This window comes from Allobosea sp. (assembly GCF_030695125.1).
Lineage (GTDB): Bacteria > Pseudomonadota > Alphaproteobacteria > Rhizobiales > Beijerinckiaceae > Allobosea.
Genome location: NZ_JAUYTP010000080.1, coordinates 1 through 17,931 on the forward strand (window position 1 = coordinate 1; position 17,931 = coordinate 17,931).

The window sequence follows — 17,931 nt, forward strand, 5'->3', positions numbered from 1 at the left end:
AGGGCAGATGTGTTCGACTACGTCGAGAGGTTCTACAACACGATCCGCAGGCACTCGGCCATCGGCTATCTCAGCCCGGCCGAGTTCGAAATGAAGGTGGGATTAGCTTAACTGACCGTCCACGAAACCGGCAGCAGGCCAGCCTGGTGCTCCTTCAGCACCGCAATGATCTGCTCTTCGCTAAACCGGCTCTTCTTCATCTCCGTCTCCTTCCGACGGAGTCCAATTCAAACCGAGGGCGCTTCAGGGGGCAACGTCAGGAGCCTAGGTCCCCCAAGGGTGCAGAGCCGTCCAAAGCATCAAAATCGCTGGACGTACGTCCGGGCGAAATGCGCCAATTCCTGACGTTGGCGCTCTGGCGGCAAGCAGACGTTCAGCGCATCGCGACTCATCCGGCTCCGTGGCAGAGATCAAGGGATTGCCGGTCGAGAACGGCGCGGCGGGAGCCACCGCGCCGTCTCGATCAGATCTCCGTCTGCTCAGACAAGATCAGAGCGTCATCAACCTCAATGCCGAGTTAGCGGACCGAGCTTTCCAGCTTGGAATGACCCGCCGGCTAACCGCGTTGCCCGGATCTATCCCAGATCTGCAACCCCCGGATTATAGGGGTTCGACTATCCAACAATCCACGACAGGCGATGTCCTTCTCGATTTGACGTGCGATCTCGCCCAGCCCAGACTGCCAAAAAACAGTCCTGGGGAGGTCGAACGTGGCGGTCGGTCATCACCGGCGATCGAGAACGCATGGACGCATGCTGACGCGTCGGGCATGGCTTGCCGGGGCGACGGGTGCGCTGGTCGTCTCCCCCGTGCGCGATGTGAAAGCCGCCACGCCGTTCCGCTTCGGCCTGACGCCAGTTTTCCTGACGTCCGACCTCCAGCTTCTCGAGGCGCTGCAACGCTATCTCTCCCTGTCAATGGGCGCCGAGGTCGAACTCGTGCTCAAGCGAACCTATCAGGAGATCGCCTCGCAACTCTTGTCCGGCCTGCTCGACGCGGCGTGGATTTGCGGCTTCCCCTTCATCGCCTACCGCCGCGAACTGGCGCTCGTAGCCGTCCCGGTCTGGCGCGGCACGACGACCTATCAGTCCTATCTCATCGTCGCCGACGGTCGCGCAGCGTCCGGCATCACCGATCTGCGCGGCGATATACATGCCTTCTCCGATCCCGACTCGAACTCCGGCTATCTTGTCACACGGGCGCTTCTGGCCGAACAAGGCGCGAAGCCGCAGGGCTTTTTCCAGCGGACCTTCTTCACCTATGGCCATCGCAACGTCGTGCGGGCCGTCGCCGCCGGGCTGGCCCAGTCAGGCAGCGTCGATGGCTATGTCTGGGAGGTCATGACCGAGACAGAGCCGGCGCTGACACGGCAGACACGGCCGGCCTGGCGCTCGGAATGGATGGGGTTCCCGCCCGTGGCCACGTCGACTGCCAATGCCGACAGTGATGGCATCAGACGCCTGCGACAGGCGCTGCTGACCATGCCCGACGACGAGACGGGCCGCAGCGTGCTGGCGCAGCTTCGTCTCGATGGATTCGCGACAGGCCAGCCTTCGCTGTTCGACAGCATCGCTGCCCGGGTCGACCTGGTCAGGACGCTCGGAGGAGGGTGACCATGGTCGATCCCCGTCGTTGGCCTCTTGCCGTGAAAGCGCCGGCGGTGGTGGCGCTGTTCATGCTCGTCGTCAGTGTCGTCCTGACCAATGCGGTTCTCGCACGGCTACGCGAAACGCAGGAGCGCCACCTCCGCGCGATGTCGACGATCTATCTGAACGGGCTGGCATCGACGCTGATCCCCTACGTTCTGCGGTCGGATATCTGGGAGGTTTTCGACGTCATCGAACGCGGGTCTGCGCTGGAAGGCGGCTTCGGCCGCGCCACCATCGTTGTCGTCGACAGCCGGGGCGAGACGCTGGCCGCGAGCGACCCGAAGCAGACGCCGGTGCTGAGCCGGCAGTTCGATCGCAGTCTTGCGTTCAATGCCGGCGAGTCGCTTACGGTCGACGCCGAAAAGGCGAGGGCCTTCGCGCGCCGCACCTTGATCCACCAGAACCGCCGGATTGGCGAGATCTACGCCGACTACGATGTCAGCCATCTCCTGCGCGAACGTGACGAGGTGCTGCGGACGCTGTTGGCCACGAATGCGGCGATCGCCATCCTGCTCGCCGCCTTTGGCTATTGGGTGATCCGGCGGATGCTCGGGCCGCTGCGGACACTCTCGCGTCATCTCGACCTCGGTGTTGCAGGCAACGTGCACCCGATCGCACCCGATGCGGTCGGCGCCGCGACGCGCGAGTTCGGACGGCTGTTCAAGCGCTTCAACGTCATGGCCGAAGCGGTCAATGAGCGCGAGGCTCTGGCGAAGGAACTGGCCAAGGAGGAGCGGCTGGCAAGCCTCGGACGCCTTGCATCGGGGATGGCGCATGAAATCAACAATCCCCTTGGCGGCTTGTTCAACGCCATCGACACGCTGAAACGCCATGGCCATACGCCATCCGTGCGCGCAGCCTCGCTCGATCTGATCGACCGAGGCCTCAAGGGCATCCGCGACGTCGTCCGCTCGGCGCTCGCCACCTACCGGGCCGACCGGGACCCGCGCGATCTCGCGCCTGCCGACCTCGACGACCTCAGGCTCCTGATCGGCGCGGAGGTGAGGCGGCAGTCGCTCGACCTCGACTGGCGCAACGACCTTGGCCGCGATCTCCCGGTGCCCGCCACTGCGATGCGCCAGATCGTGCTCAACCTGGTGCTCAACGCGCTTCAGGTCAGTCCTGCCGGGAGCCGCGTCCGCTTCGAGGCCGCGGTGGCAAGGGATCAACTCCGGATCGAGGTCCATGATCAGGGCCCGAGCTTCGGCGCCGAAGCGCACGCGGTCCTGCTGGGCATCGCAAGCCGACCGGCTCCGATCGGGGACGGCGCTGGTTTGGGTCTGTGGATGACCCACCGGCTCGTTCGCGATCTGCGGGGCGATATCGTTGTCGAAACCTCCGATCTGGGCGGCGCGCTCGTTCGCGTGACCATACCTCTGACCCGTCCGCAGGAGATGCGTGATGTCGCTTGAGCGTCGGTCGATCGGAGTGATCGAGGACGATCCCATCATGGGGGAGTCGCTGGTCCAGCGGCTGGGACTCGAAGGTGCGCAGGTCAGTTGGTGGCGCACCAAGGCCGAGGCTGTCGCCGGGTTGGCGCGCCGCCGTCACCATGCCGTGATATGCGATCTGAAACTGCCGGATGGGACCGGCGAGGAGATTTTCGTCGAAACCGTGAAGTTCGAGAGCGCGCCGCCCTTCTTGTTCATGACGGCCTACGGCGAGATCGACCAGGCGGTGAGGCTGATGCGCTGTGGCGCCGGAGACTATGTCACCAAGCCGTTCGACATGACGACGTTCCTGGAGCGGCTGGATGCGTTGGTGGATTCTACGGAGCGTGAAGGAGAGGGCGTGCTCGGCATCTCGCCGGCTATTCGCGCCGTCGAGAGGATGCTGCTACGCCTTGCCGGATCGAGCGCGCCGGTGCTGCTCACTGGCGAGACCGGCAGCGGCAAGGAAGTCTGCGCCCGGTTGCTGCACGCCTCGCGCGGCCCGGACTGCGGGCCGTTCATGATAGTCAGCTGCGCGACGACTCCCAGCGATGACTTGGAGCGAAAACTCTTCGGGCAGGAAAAGGTAGCCTTAGACGGTGTTGAAGGCCGCAACCCGGGCCACGCAGAACGCGTCGGCGCGGGAACGCTGTTTCTCGATGATGTGGCCGACCTCGCGCTGCCGCTCCAGAGCAAGCTCCTGCGGCTGCTCGAAAGTCGCACCTTCACGCGGGTTGGTGGCGAGGGGGCTGAGATTTTCCGGGCCCGGATCGTCTGCGCCACCCATGCTGACCTGCCGAAGATGGTGAAGGAAGGCAGATTCCGCGAGGACCTGTTCTATCGGATCAACGTCGTCACCGTGCCGCTGCCGCCGCTCCGCGAGCGCCCCGATGACATCGTCTGGCTGATCGACCGCTTTGTCGCAGAGTTCGCAGCCCAGTCCGGGGACCGGATTCAGGGACTGAGCGCACTTTCGCTGGAGGCGGCGCTCGCCCATGGCTGGCCAGGTAATGTGCGCGAACTCCGCAACCGCGTCGTGCGCGGCGTCACGCTCGGCGACGGTCCGCTGCTGATGCCGGGAGATCTCTTCCCCGAGCGCGCCCCGCCGAGGGCGCCCTCGCGAGAGGGGCTCGACGGCATCCGTGATGATGCGGAGCGGCGACACATCGCGCGGGTGCTGTCGGAGAATGGCGGTGCCGTGCTTGCGAGCGCCAAGGCGCTCGGCATTTCACGCACGACGCTCTGGGACAAGATGAAGCGCCTCGGTCTCGGTCGGCCGGCAAAGGACGGTTCGGAAACCTGAACATCGCCGCTCCGCATGTTCGAGAATTAGAACATAAGTCAATAAATTCAAAGACTTGGTAGAAATTCGGTTGCCGGCCGCATCCTGCCCGGCTAGCGTCCGTTGCTGCGTCGATCGATGGACGGCGCAAGCAAAAAACATCTGGAGGGATGCCATGAGCGGTGAAAGCCAGCGCGTGCGCGACGCGGAACTCGTCCTGCGCACGCTTCGTGACGGAACCAATCTCGACCGACGCAGCCTGTTCGTCTCCGCGGCCGCCTTCGGCGCCGTGGCGGCCGCGCCGGCCCTGGCCCAGGCGCCGGCAACAGCTCCTGCAGCGCCCGCGGCGGGGGCCCCGGCTGCGCCCCCGCGCCGTGCGATCCTGAAGGACGACTCGCGCGTCCTGAACATCGGCGCGACGGTTCGCTCGGGCAATTACTGGAACTTCACGACCTTCATGACGCCGGTCGAGGAGTTCTATGTCCGCAATCACTATCCGACGCCGATCGTCGAGCAGCGCCCGATCCTGGCGCGCGAGAACTGGAAGCTCAAGATCCACGGCAATTCGGTCGATCGTCCCATCGAGATCAGCTACAACGACCTCCTGAAAATGCCTTCGCGGACCGTGGTCGCGACGATGGAGTGCCATGGCAACGGCCGCACCCTGTTCTGGGAGCAGGGAGGCTTCACGGGTCAGGATGTCGCCGGCGGCAACTGGGTGATGGGCGCCATCGGCCAGGCGGAATGGCAATATGTCCCGATGAGCGAGATATTCGCCCGCGTCGGCATCAAGCCCACCGCCAAGACGGTGCTGTTCTGGTCCGGCGTCGATGGCAACGACATGGGCCGACCGATGCCGTTCGCCGACGTCCTGGCGCAGCAGAACGATATCGGCCTCTGCTTTGCGATGAATGGCAACCCGCTGACGCCCGATCATGGCGCGCCGGTGCGTATCGTGGTTCCCGGCTGGGGCGGCACTGCCTCGATCAAATGGGTGACGGAGATCAGGGTCACCGACAAGCGTGTCTGGTGCCGGCTGAACACCAAGGGCGAGGTCTTCATCGGGCCGAGCTACACTGCGCCCGAGAGCGCGGCCGATGACGAGTTCATCGGGGTGACGCAGGCCGATATCAAAGGGCCGATGGTCACCTGGATGCCCCCCAAATCGCTGATCACGGTCCCGCTCGTGATCGAGAAGTCGCCCTCCATTCCGGCGAACTACCCGCTCAAGAAAGGCGAGTTGCCGAGGCTCGCCGCCGGCCAGCAGACGATGAACGGCTACGCCTGGGCGCCGCAGCACGGTGTCCGCACGGTGGACTACCGCATCGACGGCGGTGCATGGCAGTCCGCAACCATCCGGCCGCCGAACCTCGGCAAATACACCTGGGTGCGCTTCGAGTTCCCCTGGAACGCAACAGCCGGCCAGCATGTCATCGAGACGCGCACGACCGACAATGCCGGCACGGCGCAACCGGCCGAGATCCCGCTGAACTCGCTCGGCATGGCCAACTGGTCGATCCCGAAGTTCCGGGTCGAGGTCGCCTGAGGCGAAAGGCGAGCGGCTTTGGCCGCTCGCCATGGTCTCCCGCACGCAGGACGAAAGCATGACGAAGTTGATATCGGTCGCCGCACTCGCGGCGGCGTTGGCATCACCATGTGCGGCAGCGGCTCAGGAGAGCGCGCAGGTCGCACAGGGCAAGGCATTGTACGGCCAGTTCTGCACGCAATGCCACGGCGCTGACGGAAAGCGAGGCGAAGGCTACCAGACGCCGATCTGGGGACCGGGCTCGCTCATCGCGAAATTCGAGACGGCCCAAGGCCTTTTCGAGTATCACCAAATGCTGATGCCATTCAACGACCCAAGCCTGATGACGGACGAGCAGAAATGGGCTGTCGTCGCTTACGTGCTGGCCAATCACGGCGCCATCAAGCCGGCAGACACCCTCTCTCCTGCCAACGCGCCGTCAATAGCGATCAAAGCGCCGCAGGCCGCTGCGCCAGCCCCTGGGTCGGCGCCGGCACAGACAACCGTTGCAGCCGCGACGGCGCCAATGCTTGACAATTCCGCCGGCGAGCGGTCCTGGGCCAAATGCCGGGCCTGCCACCAGGTCGGCCCCACAGCCCGCAATGGGGTCGGACCGCATCTCAACGGCCTGTTCGGCCGCGTCGCAGGCTCTGTCGAGGGCTATGCCTATTCGCCAGCCAACAAGGCCTCAGGGCTGTCCTGGGACAACGCGAGCTTCGCCCGATACATTCAGGACCCGCGCGGCGCGATGCCGGGGACGAAAATGGTCTTCGCCGGGATCAAGAACGAGCAGGAGATCAGGGATCTCGCGGCCTTCCTGAAGCAATACGCTGCGGATGGGAAGCAGGGGCAATGAGGTAGTCGTGGTGTCAGTGCGAAGCCGCTTTGTCACCTCGGGGGCGTACCCCTGAAGTCTCTAAGGCCGTGATTTCGATCGGAACTCGCCAGAGGAACACTTGTCGCGCTACGTCGGAAAACGTCCCAACCACACCCATCGCCCCGAGATCAGGCAGCACGCTGGTACAGACGAGAGGCGCCGATTCCTGCGATTAAGGCTTTACCCCAAAACCGACATTCGCGACTGGCCGGGGGCCACCGGGTTGAACGTGTCTCGTCGGCCGGCACGATCGGTATCGAGCACGATCTCGGCCTGCTTTGTCGTCGCCACGCCGCCAAGCGCCTCGACGTGGTAGTCAAGAATCACGCCGACAGCCACTTTGCGACATCCTCGGTCTTGGGCACGCCGCCGGCATGGACGACCTTGCCGTCGATCACGATGCCCGGGGTCGACATGATTCCGTAGCCGGCGATCGCGGCGTAGTCGGTCACCTTCTCGACGGAGACGGCCACACCAAGGCGGGTGGCCTCCGCGCTCACCATCGCTTCGATCGCTTGGCAGCGCTTGCAGCCAGGGCCGAGAACTTTAACGTATTTCATGGCGTTGAGCTTTCGGTCAGGTGAAAAGCAGGTTGAAGAGAAAGCCCACGACCAGGATGCCAGTGGCGACGACGCCGACGAAGACGGCGATCAGCTTCAGGCTGAGCACCTTCCGCAGGATGATCATTTCGGGCAGCGAGAGCGCGATTACGCTCATCATGAAGGCCAGCACCGTCCCCAGCGCGGCGCCCTTGCCGAGCAGCGCCTCGACGATGGGGATGATGCCCGCCGCATTGGAATACATCGGGACCCCGAGCAGGACGGCTGCGGGCACCGACCACCAGGCATCCCTGCCCATGATGGTTGCGAGCAGGTCGGCAGGGACGTAGCCATGGATGAACGCGCCAGCGGCGATGCCGGCGATAATCCAGAGCCAGACCTTGCCGACGATTTCGCGGACGGCCTCGATCCCGGCCTTGATCCTGTCGACGATCGTCAGCCGGTCGATCGGCAGATCGACCTCGCCGAGGCGTACGTCGCGCACCCATTCCTCCAGCCAGCCCTCGAGATGCAAACGACCGATGACCCAGCCCGACAGGATGGCGAGGGAGAGCCCGAAAGCAAGATATGTGAGCGCCACCTTCCAACCGAGCAGCGCGAGCAGGAGGCCGAGCGCAACTTCGTTGATCATCGGCGCGGCGATCAGGAAGGAGAAGGTGATCCCGAGCGGAACGCCCGCCGAGACGAAACCGACGAAGAGCGGCACGGCCGAGCAGGAGCAGAACGGTGTGAAGATCCCCAGCGTCGCTGCGGCGATGTTGCCGACGCCCTCGCGACGCCCGGCCAGCAGCGCCCGCGTCCGTTCGGGCGAGAAGAAGCTGCGGACCATGCCCATGGCGAACACGACGAGCGTCAGCAGCATCAGCACCTTGGGCGTGTCGTAGAGGAAGAATTTGACGGCCTCAAAAGCCTGAGTCCCCGGCGTCAGGGGCAGCTGCGTTACCGCCCATTCCGAAAACGGGATGAGTTGTCCGTAGACTAGGGACCAGAGCACCACGAAGGCCAGCACCCCGCCGACCCAGGCCAGCGTGCTGGGCTCTGGGGTTCTGTCCCGACGCGGCTCAGCGACATTGGCGGTCATGCTGCATTCTTTCGTTCTGCATCTGATGCGCCGACAGGACCTCTCGCGCCTTGATCGCCGTCAAACGGCGTCGAGGATCGCATCGAGCTCTGGAGCCAGGTCGGGATGGCGCCGATGGCGCACCTATTGCGCGTCGCGCCTGTCGGTCACGAGCCCCACGGCCTTGACCACGCCCATATGCCGCGAAATGCGCGACTGCGTGGCGCTCAGGAACTCCATTAGCTCTCAGACGCAGTGCTCGCGCCCATCCGCCAGTAGACGCTTTGGCTCCAGCCGCGTCGCAAGCGCATTCAATCGGGCGGCCGACTGGTTACAAGGGCGTCCAGATCACCTGCTCATTCACCTTACGCCAGCGCGCGCCAGATCAGGCGCCTGATGGCGCTCAGTGATGAGGATGGACGCCGCGGGCGACCATCAGTTGGTGACACGTCATGGCTCCTCGCGCAGCTGATCGCGCTCGTGAGCGATTTCGATCATTGGAGCGGCAAGGCCGAAAGCGGGTGCCCGTCAGCCTGACCGCCTCGGGGGCGGATCATCAAGCCGCCCAGAAGCGGACCTTGCCGACGTCCGGTTGGGGCCAATCTCGGGAACTCGTCTTGCCGAAGTGCCAAGAGCCGCCCGGCTAGTACGACCACAAGAGGTTCGGTCATGGGGCATAAGGCCCTCCAACCTCGATTGCCTTGTTCAGGCGGAGCCCACGCCGAGTTGCGCCGGGGCAGGGCGCTTACCAAACGAATGTCCAAAGCCGAATCGCGGCAGCCACGTCGTTGATGCAACTCACAGCCGTGGCAGCACGAAGTGACCGATCAGAATGAGATTGGACGCCCGGCTAGAACCGGGCGTCCGTAGATCGATTGCGGAACTCGATCGACAATCGCGGAAACACTATGCCTCTCTGCACAGAGATGAGATTTGACAACGGACCGCCTCGCTTCGCGACGTCGACCCGCAGGACTTCCATTCTGGACAGATGCCGGCGCGCACCAACAGGATTGCGGTCGCTTTCTTACACTGCGGCAAGCTTCGGCTTTCCCTGCAGCGTGTCGGATTGACGCGCCCGCAGGACTTGACGCTTCCGACGGATGCCAGATAACTTAACGCAATGGTTAAGTTGGAATCGTCGCAGTTGGATCGGACCTTCGCGGCTCTGTCCGATCCCACGCGGCGGGCCCTGCTCGCGCGCCTCGAGGGCGCGGAGGCGGTCTCGGTCAGCGAACTGGCCCGGCCCTTCGCGATGTCGCTGCCTGCGGTGATGAAGCATCTCGACGTGCTGTCGGATGCCGGGCTGATCACGCGGACGAAGACGGGCCGTACCGTCTCCTGCCGCCTCAAGGCCGACCCGATGGAGGAGGCGATGGGCTGGCTCGCGCGCTATCAGAGATTCTGGACGCAGCGCCTCGACGCGCTGGAGGCGATGCTGGAGGCGCGCCGCAAGGCCCCCTCCGAGGCCGAGTGAGCCCCCCGAGAGAGGAACGGCCATGCACGAGCGCGCCGCGACCACGCCGAGCCTGACGATCAAGCGCCGGCTGAACGCCACGCCAGCCGAGGTCTTCGCGGCCTGGACCGATCCCAAGCTGCTGATGCAATGGTTCGGGCCGGAAAACGTCGTGACGCAGGAGGTCTCGGTCGACGCCCACGTCGGCGGCGGCTTCCGGGTGGTCATGCTGGAGAACACCGGCGAGCGCCACGAGGTCTCCGGCACCTATTGCGAGGTCGTCGCGAATGAGAAGCTGGTCTTCTCCTGGTCCTGGATCACGACGCCCGAGCGTGTCTCGCAGGTCACCGTGACCTTCAAGCCCGATAGCGCGGGCACGATCCTGACCCTGCTGCACGAGCAGCTCTTCGACGAGCAGGCGGTCAAGGGCCACACCCATGGCTGGACCGGCTCGCTCGCCAAGCTGGAGGCGCTCTTCGCCTGACGGCCCGGCTCCCGTCATTGCGAGGAACGCCGTGACGAAGCAATCCAGGGGCTGCCGAAACCGACGGGCTGGATTGCTTCGCTGCGCTCGCAATGACGGCTCGGAGAAAGGGCCCTTTCAGCCCGGCCCGGCGCCCTGCGTGCCCAAATAGAGCGCGTAGATCGACTGGCTCGCGGCCATGAACAGCCGGTTCCGCTTCGGCCCGCCGAAGCAGATATTGCCGCAGACCTCGGGCAGGCGGATGCGGCCGATCAGCTTGCCGGCGGGGTTGAAGACGATTACCCCGCTATAGCCGACATTGCGCCCGGCATTGGACGAGGCCCAGAGATTGCCCTCGACATCGCAGCGTAAGCCATCGGGCCCGCAATGCACGCCGTCGACCCTGCAGTCGGAGAAGACGTGGCCGTTGCTGAGCTTGTTGTCGGTGCCGACATCGAAGACGTGGATGTCGCCCTTGCCGCCCGGGCCGGTGTCGCCCGGTCCCTTGCCGGTCGAGGCGATGTAGAGCTTCTTGAAATCGGGCGAGAAGCACAGGCCGTTGGGGTCGGGCACCTGTGCTTCCGGCACGACGAGTTCGACCCGCCCGCTCGGGTCGAGCCGGTAGGTGTTGGTCGGCAGCTCGCGCTTGGCGAGCCCGATGCCCGGCGGCTGGCCGAGCCGCGGGTTGAGCTTGCCGTTCGCGTTGCTCGGCCCGCCGGGAGCGTCAGGTGCGCCCTCATAGAGCTGCCCGCCATAGGGCGGATCGGTGAACCAGTAGCTGCCGTCGGGATGGGCGACGACATCGTTGGGCGAGTTCAGCTTCTTGCCGTCGAACGAGTCGGCCAGCACCGTCGCCGAGCCATCGAGTTCGTAGCGCACGACGCGGCGGTTGAGATGCTCGCAGGACAGCTGCCGGCCCTGGAAATCGAAGCTGTTGCCGTTGCTGTTGCCCGAGGGCGCGCGGAAGACGGTGACCCGGCCGTCATCCTCGATCCAGCGCATCTGCCGGTTGCGCGGGATGTCGCTCCAGACCAGGTACTGGCCCTGCGCGTTCCAGGCCGGCCCCTCGACCCAGAGGCCGCCGGTCCAGATCCGCTGGATCGCGGCATTGGGCTGCGCCAGCCCGTTGAAGGCAGGATCGACAGCGATGACGTCGGGGTCCCAGAAATAGGTCGTCGGCGCGCCTTGGCGGCTGAAGTCGCGCGGCGGGGTGGTGATCGTGGTCGGCGGTGCGGCGGGGCCGGCTGCGGTCTGCGAGAGAGCGGGGCCGGCCGTCGCGGCGAGCGCCCCGAGCCCGGCGGCATGGATCAGCGTGCGGCGGGACAGGATCGCAGGGTGATGCGGTGCGGGATCGCGGTCGTGAGCAGTAGGGTCTGTCATCGTTTACCTCCCAGGATTGTTGTTGAAACCGGCTTGCTGCCGGCCTTCGGCACGTCTCGTGACGCTTCCTTTCGCCCACGCTGGTCGCGGCCCGGCGGGCGCGCGTTCTCCAGGCTGCAGATCATCAGGGTGGCTGGCCGGGGTCGAGCGGCGCTGGCGTGGGGGCCGTCTTGCAACCTGAGCATGCGGGCTGCGGCATGCCGGCATCGCTCTTGCTGAAGGCGCCTCTTCAATGCCGCCTCTTCAATGCCGCGTCGTCGAGCCGGCATCGCCCATCGCCGCGGGGCGTTGCCCCCCGCGATCACTGCCTTGCATGACCGCTCCGCTGTGGCGTGCTTGCTCCGGCCGGCGAAATCGCTCACAGCAGCCTTCCTTTGGTCGGGTCGCTGTCATGTTTGCTGGAATTCCCATCGGGGACCTCGTCTTCCTGGCGATCTCGCTGGTCGCGGCGGGCGCGCTCACGGGCCTGCTCGCGGGCGTCTTCGGCGTCGGCGGCGGCGCGGTCATCGTGCCGATCCTCTACGAGGTCTTCCGCGTCATCGGCGTGCCCGAGGATGTCCGCATGCCGCTCTGCGTCGGCACGTCGCTGGCGGTGATCATCCCGACCTCGATCCGCTCGTTCCAGGCGCATCGCGCCAAGGGCATGGTCGACATGTCGATCCTGAAGATCTGGGCGATTCCGGTCGTGCTCGGCGTCATCGTCGGAAGCTACATCGCCCGCTTCGCGCCCGCCGACCTGTTCAAGGTCATCTTCGTCATCGTCGCGATCTTCAGCGCGATGCGCCTGCTCTTTGCCTCCGATCGCTGGCAGCTCGGCACGGAGATGCCCGGCAAGATCGTGATGAACATCTATGGCGCTGTCATCGGCGTGCTGTCGGCGCTGATGGGCATCGGCGGCGGCCAGCTCTCAAGCCTGTTCATGACCTTCTACGGCCGCCCGATCCACCAGGCGGTGGCGACCTCCTCGGGGCTCGGCGTGCTGATCTCGATCCCCGGCGCGCTCGGCTTCATCTATGCCGGCTGGCCGAAGATGGACGTGCTGCCGCCGCTCTCGCTCGGCTATGTCTCGCTGATCGGCTTCATGCTGTTCATCCCGACCTCGATCTGGACGGCACCGATCGGCGCGCGCCTCGCGCACCGGCTCTCGAAGCGCAAGCTCGAAGTGGTGTTCGGCCTGTTCCTGCTGATCGTCGCCGCCCGCTTCATCTGGTCGCTGGTGGTCTGATCGCGGGAAGGCTGACGTGGCAGACAGCGCGAGCCCCTTCGGCATCCGGGCTCTCGCCGCCTTGGACCATCAGGCGCTTGCCGCGCTGATGGTGGACATGCAGGCGCATTACCGCGTCCCCTGTCCACCATTGCAGGCCATCCTGGACGGTCTCGCCAAGCGGCCCGACGGCGTCGAGATCCTGATTGCGGAGCGACAGGGGGCGCTGCTCGGCTTCGCCTCCGCCTGTGCGATCTATCCGGGGCCGGGCCTGACCTCAGGCTTCTTCCTGAAGGAACTCTATGTCGCCGCCGCCGCGCGCGGTCGCGGCATCGGTCGCGCGCTGATGCGCGCGCTGGCGGAGCTCGCGCTGGCGCGCGGCCACAAGCGGCCCGACTGGACCGCGGATGCCACCAACCCCGACCTGCTGCGCTTCTACGAGGGCCTTGGTGCCATCGCCCAGAGCGAGAAGGTCTTCTACCGCCTGGCGGGCGAGGCCCTGTCGGGGCTGGCGCGGACGGAGGCCTGAGCCCGTCCGCGCCGGAGCGCGGCGGGCGTTACCACACGACGCAGCGGCGAACGCCGCCAACGATTCCGTAGCGCCGGCAGACGGCACCGTGCTTGCGTGCGGCGGGACGGCGGACGGCGACGGCGCCGTTGGGGCCGACGCAGCCGGCGCGGTAGACACCCTTGGCGCAGACCACGGCGGCGGCCGGCGCGGGCAGGGCGACACTGGACACGGCATAGATGGCGGCAGCGGCGAACAGCCCGGTGGGCAGGCTGATCATGATCTTGCGCATGCGAATCTCCTGATGAAATCGCTCGTCTGAAACGCCCCGAAGGATGCGCCGCCATTCCGTATCGTCAAGGTGCTCTGACGCTTTTCCGGGCTCCGAGCCGAGCAGGCAGTTCGGTCATGATCGCCCGGCGCTCCGCCTCGCTCAGGTTGCTCCAGCGCCCGATCTCGTGGAGCGAGCGGCCGCAGCCGAGGCAGAGCCGGGTTGCGGGGTCGAGCTGGCAGAGCTTGACGCAGGGCGAGGAGATCGCGGTCACGACAGGCCTGTCCCCAGCATCAGCGCGAAGCCGAGATAGAGCGCGATCTCGTCGAGCTGCTGCGTCGCGCCCGCGACGTCGCCGGTCTGTCCGCCGATCAGCCGGCGGCAGAGGCGCCTGACGAGAAACGCGTTGAGGGCGATCAGCGCGAGCCCGAGTCCCAGCCCCGCGAGCGGCAGCTGGCAGATGAGCGCGAGCCCGACCGCGAGCAGAAGGCCAATGGCGGAGGCCAGCCAGGCGGTCGGCAGGCTCGGCCGCCCGACCGACGCCGAGGCACCCACCGGGCGGGCCGGCGCCATCCCCGCCAGCAGATGCAGGCCCGACAGCCGCGACAGCACGGCCGCCGCCACGAGGGCACCGCTCGCTGCCAGCGGCCCGGCCCGGTCGAGGATCAGCGCCAGCGCGAAGACACGCAGCAGCAGCGCCAGTCCCATCGCCAGGGCGCCATAGCTGCCGAGCCGGCTGTCCTTCATGATCTCGAGCCGGCGCTCGGGCGTACGACCGCCGAAGAGCCCGTCGGCACTGTCGGCGAGCCCGTCCTCGTGCAGGGCGCCCGTCGTCACCGCCAGCGTCGCGAGGGCGAGCGCAGCCGAGAGCAGCCCGCCGAGGCCGGCGGCTCCGGCGCCAGCCAGGACCAGCGCGGCCGGCAGGGCGATGACCAGCGCCGCCAAGGGCAGGGCGCGCGGCACGGTGCGGAAATCGGGGGCGGCATGGGGATCGGCCTCGCCGGGCAGGGCCGGGACCGGCAGGCGCGAATAGAAGCGGATGCAGATCGCGGTCGCGACGGTCCAGCCGGGCCAGGTCGGCTCGGCACCCGCCGGCGCTACAGGCGCGGCCTGCGGCACCGCCTCATTCCTGTCCTCGATTGTCTTCATCCGCCACAGCCTATAGCAGCAGCGGCAACCGCGGGGCCATCGCCGAAGCGCCGCCGCCCGTCCTTAGCCACAGAGTCCACCATGGCCGTTTCTGGATTGCCCTTCGACGACATCCGCGAGCTGATCGCCGCGATGCCCGGCCCCGATATGGCGGCCGCGAACATGGTGCGCGCCCGCGACAAGGAGTTGACCAAGCCCGCCGGCAGCCTCGGCCGCATGGAGGAGATCGCCGAATGGCTCGCCGCCTGGCAGGGCAAGGGCAAGCCCTCGGTCGACCGCCCGCTGGTCTGTGTTTTCGCCGGCAATCACGGCGTCGTCGCCCAGGGCGTCTCGGCCTTTCCACAGGCGGTGACGCGCCAGATGCTCGATAATTTCGCGGCCGGCGGCGCGGCGATCAACCAGATTTGCGCCGCCTTCGATCTCGGCTTCAAGGTCTTCGACCTCGCCCTCGACCTGCCGACGGGGGATTTCACGCAAGGGGATGCGCTCGACGAGCGCGCCTGCGTCGCCACCATGGCCTTCGGCATGGAGGCGCTGGTCGGCGGCACGGATCTGCTCTGCCTCGGCGAGATGGGCATCGGCAACACCACCTCGGCGGCGGCGATCTATGCCGCGCTCTATGGCGGCGACGCCGCCTTCTGGTGCGGCCGCGGCACCGGGCTCGACGATGCCGGGCTGAAGCGCAAGGTCGCCGCGGTCGAGGCCGGCATCGCGCTGCACCGCGCCCATCTCAAGGACCCGCTCGAGGTGCTGCGCCGCCTCGGCGGGCGCGAGGTCGCGGCAATCTGCGGCGCCATCATCGCCGCGCGCTCGCAGCGGATCCCGGTGATCCTCGACGGCTATGTGGTGACGGCCGCCGCCGCCATCCTGCATGCGATCGAACCCTCCGCGATCGACCACTGCATCGCCGGCCATCTCTCGGCCGAGGGCGCCCATGCGCAGGTGCTGGCGAGGCTCGGCAAGGCGCCGCTGCTGGCACTCGACATGCGCCTCGGCGAAGGCTCCGGCGCCGCTCTCGCCGCCAGCCTCGTCAAGGCCGCCGCGGCGATTCACAACGGCATGGCGACGTTCGCGCAGGCGGGCGTGGCAGGAAAAGATCAGGCCTCGTAGCTCGTCTTCAGCCCCGCCCGCTCGGCGTGGCGTTCCTGCGCCAGCTCGACCAGCCGGGTCAGAAGCGCGGGGTAGGGCATGCCCGAGGCTTCCATCATCTTCGGATACATGCTGATCGCGGTGAAGCCCGGCAGCGTGTTGATCTCGTTGAAGTAGAAGGCCCCGCTCTTGCGGTCGAGGAAGAAGTCGACGCGCGCCAGCCCGCTGCAGTCGAGCGCCACGAAGGCGTCGATCGCCAGTTGCCGCACGCGGGCCATCTGCGCCTCGTCGAGCTTCGCCGGCAGGTCGACGCTGGCGCCGTCCTGGTCGATGTACTTCGCCTCATAGGAGTAGAATTCGTGCTGCGGGCCGGCATTGAGCTCGCTGGCGACACTCGCCACCGGCGGTTCGCCGTCGAGGACGGCCACCTCGATCTCGCGGGCGTCGATGCCCTGCTCGATCAGCACCTTGAGATCGTACTCGAACGCGTCCGCGAGCGCGGCGTCGAGATCCTCCCAGCGCTTCACTTTGTGCACGCCGACGCTGGAGCCCATGTTGCAGGGCTTGACGAAGACCGGCAGCGTCAGCCCGGCGCGGGCCGCTTCCGTGGCGGCGGCAGGGTCCCGGCGATAATCCCGCCGCGCGACCGCGAAATAGGGCGCGACGGGCAGGCCCGCCAGCGCCGCCAACCGCTTGGCGATGTCCTTGTGCATCGAGACGGCCGAGCCGAGCACGCCCGAGCCGACATAGGCCGCGCCCGAAAGTTCGAGCAGGCCCTGCAGCGAGCCGTCCTCGCAGAGCGGGCCGTGGATCACCGGGAAAACGACATCGACCGGGGCGATCGCGGCGGCATGGGGATCGCTCGGCAGGATGGCGGTGCGCCCATCGGCCTGGGACTCGAAGCGGATCGCGGGTGACTCGGCCGGGATCGGCAGGCTTTCGGTGTTCGAGGCGTCGATCCGCGCGAGGTCGTGGCACTGCCAGCGGCCGTCCTTGTCGATGCTCACCGGCACCGGCTCGAAGCGATCGCGGTCGAGATAGCGCAGGACCGAGGCCGCCGATTTCAGCGAGACCTCATGCTCGCCGGACTTTCCGCCATAGAGCACGGCGACGCGCGTTTTCCGGTTCATGATCGAAGGGTCCGACAGGCTGGAGGAGGGAGAACGCAACGAAGACGGCTATGGGCGAGAGCTATGGCGCGATTCGGGCGGGTCACGCGGCCCGCGTCTGCGGCTCCGGCAGAGCGGCGAGCGTGTCCATCACCCGCACCGGCGGCAGCGTGACGGTCACCTCTGTCCCGGCGCGCGGCTTCGACTTCAGGCTGAAGCTGCCGCCATGCAGGTCGATCAGACCCTTGACGATCGGCAGGCCAAGCCCCGAACCCTGCTCGGCCGTCTTGATCGCCAGCGAGCCGCGCCCGAAGGTCTGCAGCACGATCGGGATTTCGTCCTCGGGGATGCCGGGGCCGGTGTCGGTGATCGAGACATACTGCCCGCCATTGGCGGTCCAGCCGACCTTGATGATGATGTCGCCGCCCGGGGGCGTGAACTTGATCGCGTTCGAGAGGATGTTGAGGACGACCTGGCGGATGGCGCGCTCGTCGGCCCAGACCCTCGGCAGATCAGGCTCGACCGCCTCGCGGATCGTCTGGCTCTTGGCCTTGGCGCGCAGGTTCAGCATATGCCGGCAATCCTCCGCGATCTCGGCCAGCGACAGCGCCTCCTCGTTGAGGTCGTATTTGCCCGACTCGATCCGCGACAGATCGAGGATCTCGTTGATCAGTTCGAGCAGATGCTGGCCGGAGCTGTGAATGTCGGCGGAGTATTCCTTGTAGGCGGAGTTCGCGTGCCCGCCGAAGACCTCGTTCTTCATCACCTCGGAGAACCCGAGGATCGCGTTGAGCGGCGTGCGCAGCTCATGGCTCATCGTCGCCAGAAAGCGCGATTTCGCCAGATTGGCCTCTTCGGCCTTGCGCCTTGCCTCGTCGGAATTGGCGTTGGCGGTCTCGAGCTCGGCGATCAGCGCATC

General features: G+C 66.6%; 20 protein-coding genes and 1 pseudogene. 12 read left to right on the top strand and 9 right to left on the bottom strand.

Annotated elements, in window-relative coordinates; genetic code table 11:
* The 7 genes and pseudogenes from Q8S38_RS23660 to Q8S38_RS23690 form a co-directional block, all read left to right on the top strand.
* Positions 1–111, top strand: a 111-nt coding sequence (locus Q8S38_RS23660) for an IS3 family transposase (protein ID WP_305682042.1), incomplete at its 5' end; no start/stop codon positions are given.
* Positions 112–752: 641 nt separating this feature from the next.
* Positions 753–1,613, top strand: a complete 861-nt coding sequence (locus Q8S38_RS23665; RefSeq protein ID WP_305682789.1) for a substrate-binding domain-containing protein — start codon at positions 753–755, stop codon at positions 1,611–1,613.
* Positions 1,614–1,615: 2 nt separating this feature from the next.
* On the top strand, positions 1,616–3,061 hold the full coding sequence (locus Q8S38_RS23670; protein ID WP_305682790.1) for a sensor histidine kinase: 1,446 nt from the start codon (positions 1,616–1,618) through the stop codon (positions 3,059–3,061).
* The gene (locus Q8S38_RS23675; protein WP_305682791.1) at positions 3,051–4,382 is read left to right on the top strand and encodes a sigma-54-dependent transcriptional regulator; all 1,332 of its coding nucleotides are present in this window, start codon (positions 3,051–3,053) and stop codon (positions 4,380–4,382) included. Before Q8S38_RS23670 ends, Q8S38_RS23675 begins: the two co-directional genes overlap by 11 nt.
* A 154-nt stretch (positions 4,383–4,536) precedes the next feature.
* On the top strand, positions 4,537–5,907 hold the full coding sequence (locus tag Q8S38_RS23680; RefSeq protein ID WP_305682792.1) for a molybdopterin-dependent oxidoreductase: 1,371 nt from the start codon (positions 4,537–4,539) through the stop codon (positions 5,905–5,907).
* 58 nt (positions 5,908–5,965) lie between these two features.
* Positions 5,966–6,259 (top strand): annotated as a pseudogene (locus Q8S38_RS23685) (c-type cytochrome); the annotation flags it as partial.
* 153 nt (positions 6,260–6,412) lie between these two features.
* On the top strand, positions 6,413–6,742 hold the full coding sequence (locus Q8S38_RS23690; RefSeq protein WP_305682805.1) for a c-type cytochrome: 330 nt from the start codon (positions 6,413–6,415) through the stop codon (positions 6,740–6,742).
* 201 nt (positions 6,743–6,943) lie between these two features.
* On the opposite strand, the gene Q8S38_RS23695 is transcribed toward Q8S38_RS23690, so the two are convergent.
* The 3 genes from Q8S38_RS23695 to Q8S38_RS23705 are packed head-to-tail and all read right to left on the bottom strand — an operon-like array spanning position 6,944 to position 8,404.
* Positions 6,944–7,102, bottom strand: a complete 159-nt coding sequence (locus Q8S38_RS23695; RefSeq protein ID WP_305682793.1) for a hypothetical protein — start codon at positions 7,100–7,102, stop codon at positions 6,944–6,946.
* Positions 7,087–7,323 (bottom strand): thioredoxin family protein, encoded by a 237-nt coding sequence (locus Q8S38_RS23700; RefSeq protein WP_305682794.1) that lies wholly within the window; start codon positions 7,321–7,323, stop codon positions 7,087–7,089. The genes Q8S38_RS23695 and Q8S38_RS23700 overlap by 16 nt, the downstream gene beginning before the upstream one ends.
* Positions 7,324–7,339: 16 nt before the next feature.
* Positions 7,340–8,404, bottom strand: coding sequence for a permease (locus tag Q8S38_RS23705; protein WP_305682795.1), 1,065 nt, complete (start codon positions 8,402–8,404; stop codon positions 7,340–7,342).
* 1,126 nt (positions 8,405–9,530) lie between these two features.
* Between Q8S38_RS23705 and Q8S38_RS23715 the strand changes: the two genes are divergently transcribed.
* Entirely contained in the window at positions 9,531–9,860 is a 330-nt protein-coding gene (locus Q8S38_RS23715; protein ID WP_371125958.1) for an ArsR/SmtB family transcription factor, read from the top strand.
* Positions 9,861–9,882: 22 nt separating this feature from the next.
* Positions 9,883–10,323 (top strand): SRPBCC family protein, encoded by a 441-nt coding sequence (locus Q8S38_RS23720; RefSeq protein WP_305682797.1) that lies wholly within the window; start codon positions 9,883–9,885, stop codon positions 10,321–10,323.
* 117 nt (positions 10,324–10,440) lie between these two features.
* On the opposite strand, the gene Q8S38_RS23725 is transcribed toward Q8S38_RS23720, so the two are convergent.
* Positions 10,441–11,682 carry an SMP-30/gluconolactonase/LRE family protein gene (locus Q8S38_RS23725; RefSeq protein WP_305682798.1) on the bottom strand — a complete coding sequence of 414 codons (1,242 nt, stop codon included), beginning with the start codon at positions 11,680–11,682 and terminating at the stop codon, positions 10,441–10,443.
* A 391-nt stretch (positions 11,683–12,073) separates the two neighbouring features.
* On the opposite strand from Q8S38_RS23725, the gene Q8S38_RS23730 reads away from it, so the two are divergent.
* Both Q8S38_RS23730 and Q8S38_RS23735 read left to right on the top strand, forming a co-directional pair.
* A complete protein-coding gene (locus tag Q8S38_RS23730; RefSeq protein ID WP_305682799.1) occupies positions 12,074–12,907 on the top strand; it encodes a sulfite exporter TauE/SafE family protein in 834 nt (277 codons plus the stop codon).
* Positions 12,908–13,004: 97 nt separating this feature from the next.
* Positions 13,005–13,415: a GNAT family N-acetyltransferase gene (locus Q8S38_RS23735; RefSeq protein WP_305682806.1), complete on the top strand. Its 411-nt coding sequence runs from the start codon at positions 13,005–13,007 to the stop codon at positions 13,413–13,415.
* A gap of 28 nt (positions 13,416–13,443) precedes the next feature.
* On the opposite strand, the gene Q8S38_RS23740 is transcribed toward Q8S38_RS23735, so the two are convergent.
* From Q8S38_RS23740 to Q8S38_RS23750, 3 genes are all read right to left on the bottom strand, one after another.
* A complete protein-coding gene (locus tag Q8S38_RS23740) occupies positions 13,444–13,686 on the bottom strand; it encodes a hypothetical protein (protein ID WP_305682800.1) in 243 nt (80 codons plus the stop codon).
* 64 nt (positions 13,687–13,750) lie between these two features.
* The gene (locus Q8S38_RS23745) at positions 13,751–13,939 is read right to left on the bottom strand and encodes a DUF1289 domain-containing protein (protein ID WP_371125959.1); all 189 of its coding nucleotides are present in this window, start codon (positions 13,937–13,939) and stop codon (positions 13,751–13,753) included.
* A complete protein-coding gene (locus Q8S38_RS23750; protein WP_305682801.1) occupies positions 13,936–14,814 on the bottom strand; it encodes an adenosylcobinamide-GDP ribazoletransferase in 879 nt (292 codons plus the stop codon). The genes Q8S38_RS23745 and Q8S38_RS23750 overlap by 4 nt, the downstream gene beginning before the upstream one ends.
* An 81-nt stretch (positions 14,815–14,895) precedes the next feature.
* Between Q8S38_RS23750 and cobT the strand changes: the two genes are divergently transcribed.
* Entirely contained in the window at positions 14,896–15,924 is a 1,029-nt protein-coding gene (gene cobT / locus Q8S38_RS23755; protein WP_305682802.1) for a nicotinate-nucleotide--dimethylbenzimidazole phosphoribosyltransferase, read from the top strand.
* Here the strand turns inward: cobT and Q8S38_RS23760 are convergent.
* Together Q8S38_RS23760 and Q8S38_RS23765 are read right to left on the bottom strand one after the other, a co-directional pair.
* Positions 15,912–17,033, bottom strand: coding sequence for a D-alanine--D-alanine ligase family protein (locus tag Q8S38_RS23760; protein WP_305682803.1), 1,122 nt, complete (start codon positions 17,031–17,033; stop codon positions 15,912–15,914). The genes cobT and Q8S38_RS23760 overlap by 13 nt on opposite strands.
* Before the next feature lie 82 nt (positions 17,034–17,115).
* The coding region (locus Q8S38_RS23765) for a sensor histidine kinase (protein ID WP_305682804.1) at positions 17,116–17,931 on the bottom strand (816 nt) is incomplete at its 5' end.